The following is a 5631-nucleotide window of genomic DNA, read 5'->3' as shown; positions in this document are numbered from 1 at the left end:
GGCCTCGGAGGTCTGAGCCTCGTCGGCCTGGTCGGCCGGGACCTCGTCGGCCTGCGCCTCCGGCTCGGGGGCGACGTCGGCCGCCGGCTCCGCCGCCGCGACGGCGACCGGCTCCGCCGGGGCGGTGGCCTCGGCCTGCGGCTCGTCGGCAGCGTCCGCTTCCGGCTCCGCCGGTGCCGCGTCGTCCGCGACGACGGCCGCCTCCGCCTCCGGCGCCTCGTCGGCCGCTTCGGCCGTCTCCGGCTCCGCCGTCTGGTCGGCCGCATCGGCGGCGGGCGCCGCCGCTTCCTGCTGCTCGGTGGCGGCTTCGGACGCGTCCGCATCCGCATCCGCGTCCGTGCCGACGGCCGTCTCCGGCTCCGCCGGGACTGCGGCCTCGGCCTGCGGCTCGTCCGCAGCGTCGGTCTCCGGCTCCGCCGGGGACGCGGGCTGCGCCGACTCGTCGGCCGCCTCGGCGGCGGGCTCCGCCGCCTCCTCCTGCTCCTCCGGAGCGAGCTCGGACGCGTCCGCGTCCACGGCGACGGCCGCCTCCGGCGCGTCCGGGGCCGTGTCGTCCGCGACGACGGCATCCGGCGCCTCGTCGGCGGGCGCCTCCGCCTGCTCCGCAGCGGCCTCGGGCGCCTCCGCGTCTGCGGCGACAGCCGTCTCCGGCTCCTCCGGGGCGGCGGCTTCGGCCTGGGGCTCGTCAGCGGCGTCCGCTTCCGGCTCCGCCGTCTCCTGCTCCTCCGGAGCGGCTTCGGACGCGTCCGCGTCCACCGCGACGGCCGCCTCCGGCTCCTCCGGGTTCGTGTCGTCCGCGACGACGGCCGCCTCCGGCTCCGACGCGTCCTGCTGCTCCGCAGCGATCTCCGACGCGTCCGCGTCCACCGCGACGGCCGCCTCCGCCGGGACGGTGGCCGCGCCCTCCGGCTCGGAAGCCGGTGCCGCATCCGTCTCCCCGGCCCCGGCCGTCCTCGCCTTCGGGATCTGCGGGTTGTCGAAGGACGCCGCCACCAGGTCGTCCGCCGCGCGGCGCGCCGCCGCCTCCGGGGTGACCGGAGCGGCCTCCGGGGCCGCCGCCTCCGGGGTGACCGGGGCCTCCGGGGTTGCCGTCTCCGGGGTGTCCGAGGTCCCCGTCGGGGTCGAGGCCGCCGCCTCCGGGGTCTCACGCGTCTGGGGCGGGACGGAGGTTGCCGGGGATTCCTCGCGGTCCCGGCCGAACACCTTGCGCAGCATGCTCCGAATACCCATGGGCGAACCCTTTCGCATGAGTGGGGGTGCAGTGTGAATGTCCGTACTGGGCGTTTCGGGACGTTCATCCCTGGCCAGGGCGGACACGTAAGGTTAGCGGCCGCCCCCTCCCCCTCCGGTGACCCGGTCGCCCCCGGCCGTCGTGCGTTCATGCGGCATTCACTCCGGTGCCGTCTCCGTGCGGATCCGTACACCCGGCGTTGCCGTCGAAGGGCTCCGGGAGGGGGGAGTCACTCCACTCCCAGGCCCTCCCTGAATCTGGTGAACTGCTCCTCCGGGTCCCCCGTGTACGCCCACGGCACCCACGCCGCCCGCGTGCCGAGCAGTCCCATCAGCTCCCGCGCGATCTCCACCTGGCCCGCGTAACAGGCCGCGTGTGCGAGGAAGTTGAGGTCCGCGACCTCCTCCGGTGCCACCGGCTGCCCGGGCTCGCGGCCGCCGATCCAGCGCGCGTGGGTGCGGCGCAGTTCCGTCACCGCCAGTTCGTGCTTCCAGTGCTGGTCGAAGCCTCGCACCGGGCCCCGGCCGAGCGCCCCGTCCGCGATGTACCGGTACTCCTCGACCCGGGCCACCTGCACCAGGACCGGCAGCGGGGAGCCGGGCGGCGCCACGCCCGCCGCGTCGCGGGCGAAGTCGTACATGCTGCCGTGCGTGCCGTGCCACCGCGCCGACCAGTAGCGCAGCACCTGGATGTGGCCCTCGGTGTTGTACGGGTCGCGGCGCCGCAACTCGTCGAACCAGTGGCGCAGTTCCCGGCGCGGTACTCCGCCCTCGTAGAGGCGTGCCACCGAGAGCATCGAGATCCACGGCATGGGGTCCGCCGGTGCCGCCTCGGCCGCCCCCCGGCAGGCGTCGACGGCGGCGTCGATCCGGCCCCGGTCGAGGGTGGCGCCCCGGCCGGCCGCGATGGCCGCGTCGAAGACCCGTACCACCTCGGTCGCGGCCCGCAGCACGGCCGCGTCGGGGTTGCCGGGCTCGGCGGCCCGCCAGGTCTCGACGGTGGAGCTGCCCGCGGCGGCGTGCGAGAGGAGCCGCAGCCGGTGGGTACGGCGCGTCCAGTCCGTGCCGGTGGCGGCGAGCAGGTCCCGTACGCCCTGCCAGCGGCCGATGACGATGTCGTGGCGCGCCTCGGTCAGCGCCCGGTCCCCGAAGTCCGGGTCGAAGTCGGGCGCGAAGCGCTCCGGACGCGCCGGGCGCGCGGAGCGGCGGCGTACGGCCATCGGGGGCCTCCTTCGGGTTCGGCTGCCTTGGGGAGAAGTCGCTGCATGCGTACAGTCGCTGCATACGTGCGGTCGCGGCGTACGTACAGGTGCGGCGTACGTACGGGTGCGCTCAGAAGTCCGTCGCGTAGCTCTTGTCGCGGGCTCCCGTACGCGGGCGCGTGGCCGGGCCCGAGCCCTCCGCCGCCTCCAGGGCGCGGACGGCGTCCAGGCGGGCCGGACGGTAGTAGTCGCTGCCCTTGCGCCAGTACACGAGCAGCGGGACGACGCCGAGGAGCAGTCCGCCGAGGCCGATGGTGACGGCGGTCGTGGAGAGTACGCCGATCGACTCGACGAAGGTCCAGAGCATGAACGCGGAGCCGAGCAGCGGCCACAGCCCGCCGAGGACGAAGTTCTGTACGGAGCGGAACAGGACCGCCTTGTAGGCGACGATCGCGGCGATGCCCGCGAGGCCGTAGTAGAACGCGATCTGGAGGCCGATCGCGGCGACGGCGTCGCTGAGGATCTGCTGCACGGAGCCCGCTGCCGCGGCCGCCGCGAACATCAGGAGGCCGGCGCCGCCGACGGCGGCGATCGCGACCCACGGGGTGTTCCAGCGGCGGTGCACGCGGCCGAGCGCGGCCGGCAGGGTCCGGTCGCGGCCCATCGCGAACAGCGAGCGGGTCACCTGGAGGAGGGTGGTCTCCAGGGTGGCGACGGTGGACAGGAGGACGGCCACGACGAGCAGTTTGCCGCCGACGCCGGGCCAGATCTCCTGGCCGAGGACGGCGAGGACGTTGGGCCCGGCGTCGCGGATCTCCTCGGCGCTCAGCAGGACGTTGACGGCGACGGTGAAGGCCTCGAAGAGGAGGAAGACGAAGCCGACGCCGACGAGCGCGGCGAGCCCGGCGGTGCGGCGGCTGTCGCGGGTCTCCTCACTGAGGTTGCTGGTGACGTCCCAGCCCCAGTAGTAGAACGCGGCGATCAGCGCCCCGGCGGCGAAGGCGCCGGGCCCGTGGAAGTGGTCGAGGGCGAACCAGGACCAGTCGAAGGCGGTCGCCCGGCCCCGGTGCACGACGGCGGCCAGGACGAAGCCGAGCAGGATCAGCATCTCCACGCCGGACATCACGAGCTGCGCCCGTACGGTGAGCCGCGCGCCGCCCAGGACGACGAGCAGCATCATCAGGAACCAGCCGGCGCCGACGGCCGCCGCGAGCGGGGTCGAGTCGGCGAGCCCGGGGCTGATCAGCGAGAGCGTGAGGGTGCCGGCGGGCAGCGAACCGGCCACCATGAACACGGTGGCGGCGAAGACGAGCGCCCAGCCGGAGAGGAAGCCGAGGAAGGGGTGGAGGGTGCGGCCCACCCAGGAGTACCCGGCCCCGGCGTTGACGTCGATCCGGCCGAGACGGGCGTACGCGAGGACGATGCCGAGCATCGGTATCGCGCAGTACAGCAGGGCGGCGGGTCCGGCGAGGCCGACCGCGCCGAAGAGGACGGCGGTCGTCGCGGCCAGCGAGTAGGCGGGGGCGCTGCCGGCGACGGCCATCACGATCGTGTCGAAGGTACCGAGGACGTTGGGCTGGAGCCCTCTGTTCGTGGTGGTGCGCATGGCGGGTCCTCGGTGGCGGGAGGTGAGGCAGGGCGTGGGTGGTGCTGCGGCACGGCGAAGTGGACCGCACGCCGGGCCGGTTGCCGACGGCGGCGGGCGCGGATCACGGTGAATCGAGCGCATCGTAGTCGCCCGGGTGGTTTCCGGTAATGGCAGTGGGGAGGTTCCGTTTCTGTGACCGCCGGTAAGTCCTCCCGTACGCCCCCGGAAGGGGGTTTACCGCAGGTCGGGACCGGCGATGGCGCGGGCCGCGCCGACCTCCTGGCGGAGCGGCGCCAGGACTCCGTTCTCGTCGCCGGGAAGCTCCGCGCGGACCTCCACGAGGGTGTCCGTGCCGCGCAGTCCGTCCGCGAGTTCCCGCAACTCCCGCTCCACGGCGGTGACCTCCGCCGGATCGGGCGCGGGGGCACCGTGGTTGACCCGGATCCTGGCCGCGGTCGTCGCGTCCACGATCCGCTCCACGGCGACGACCAGCGGCCACCAGGCGGCGGCACGGGTGCCGGTGGGCGGCGGTTCGGTCAGGGCGCGCTGGAACTCGGAGCGGACGGTGGACAGATCGCGGTAGAGCTTTCGGCGGGCGCGAAGGCGTCCGCCCTGGTCATCGGCGCCGCTGAAGGCCCGCGCCACGTACGCGGCGGTGTCGGCGACCGCGTCCGCGAGCCGGTCGCCGATCCGGGCGTGCCAGGACTCGGGCCACAGCAGATAGCCGGCGACCAGCGCGATCGCGCAGCCGATGAGCGAGTCGTAGAGGCGGGGCAGGACGAGGTCGAAGCCCTGGTGGTTGAGCGTGTCGGAGAGCAGCAGGATGACCGGGGTGATGGCAGCGGTCTGGAAGGCGTACCCCTTCGCGGAGGAGGCCGGGATCAGCGCGGCGAGCACGGCAAGGACCGGCACGTCCCACCAGCCGCGCGGCACCTGCGAGAGGACGAGCGCGGCCAGGACCAGACCGGCGGCGGTGCCGGCGGCGCGGAGCACGGCCCGGGAGAAGACCGAGCCGAAGTCGGGCTTCATGACGAAGGTGACGGTGAGCGCGACCCAGTACGAGCGGGGGACGGGGATGAGGGACACCAGGGCCTGGGCGAGGCCGATGCAGAGCGCGAGCCGCAGGCCGTACCGCCAGGACGCCTCCGAGAGCAGGACGGCGCGGGCGGCCCGGCGGGCCCGGACGCGGAGCGCGGCGGGGCGCCCGAGGCGGTCGTCGACGTTGTACGGATCGGGGTCGGCCTTGTGGACGACGGCCGCCGCGTGCCGCAGGGCGTGGTCCACGGCCTTCTCGGCGGGCCGCTCGGGGGTCGGCAGGTCGTCCAGTACGGGGGCGCCCGTGCGGCCCTCCTCGACGGCGTCCGCCAGTTCCCGTACGGCCGCCGGGATCGCCGGGGACAGTGGGCCGACCAGGCGGGCCCGCAGGTGGGCGGCGGGGGCGGCCTCGACGAGCGGGATGAGGACGTTGAGCTGGGCGAGGATCCGCACCAGGGAGCTCGTCCGGCCGTGCTGGAGGGCCCGGCGGGCGAGCACCAGGTCGTAGGACTGGTTGAGGGAGGCGGTGACGGCCTGCCGCTTCTCGTCGTACGCGTCGGTGCCGGTGGCCTCGTA

At 74.9% G+C, this 5631-nt stretch carries 3 protein-coding genes and 1 pseudogene; all 4 read right to left on the bottom strand.

The window, feature by feature from the left end; genetic code table 11:
• Positions 1-1230, bottom strand: a pseudogene (locus tag CCN56_RS34645) (hypothetical protein); the annotation flags it as partial.
• 230 nt (positions 1231-1460) lie between these two features.
• On the bottom strand, positions 1461-2450 hold the full coding sequence (locus CCN56_RS34640) for a hypothetical protein (RefSeq protein WP_086831769.1): 990 nt from the start codon (positions 2448-2450) through the stop codon (positions 1461-1463).
• A gap of 112 nt (positions 2451-2562) precedes the next feature.
• On the bottom strand, positions 2563-4038 hold the full coding sequence (locus CCN56_RS34635) for an APC family permease (protein WP_086831768.1): 1476 nt from the start codon (positions 4036-4038) through the stop codon (positions 2563-2565).
• A 216-nt stretch (positions 4039-4254) separates the two neighbouring features.
• On the bottom strand, positions 4255-5631 hold a 1377-nt coding region (locus CCN56_RS34630), incomplete at its 5' end, for an FUSC family protein (protein ID WP_107484272.1).

This window comes from Streptomyces sp. NRRL B-24572 (assembly GCF_002156145.1).
In the GTDB taxonomy this organism is placed as follows: domain Bacteria; phylum Actinomycetota; class Actinomycetes; order Streptomycetales; family Streptomycetaceae; genus Streptomyces; species Streptomyces vietnamensis.
This window is presented reverse-complemented; position numbering and strand designations above follow the sequence as displayed.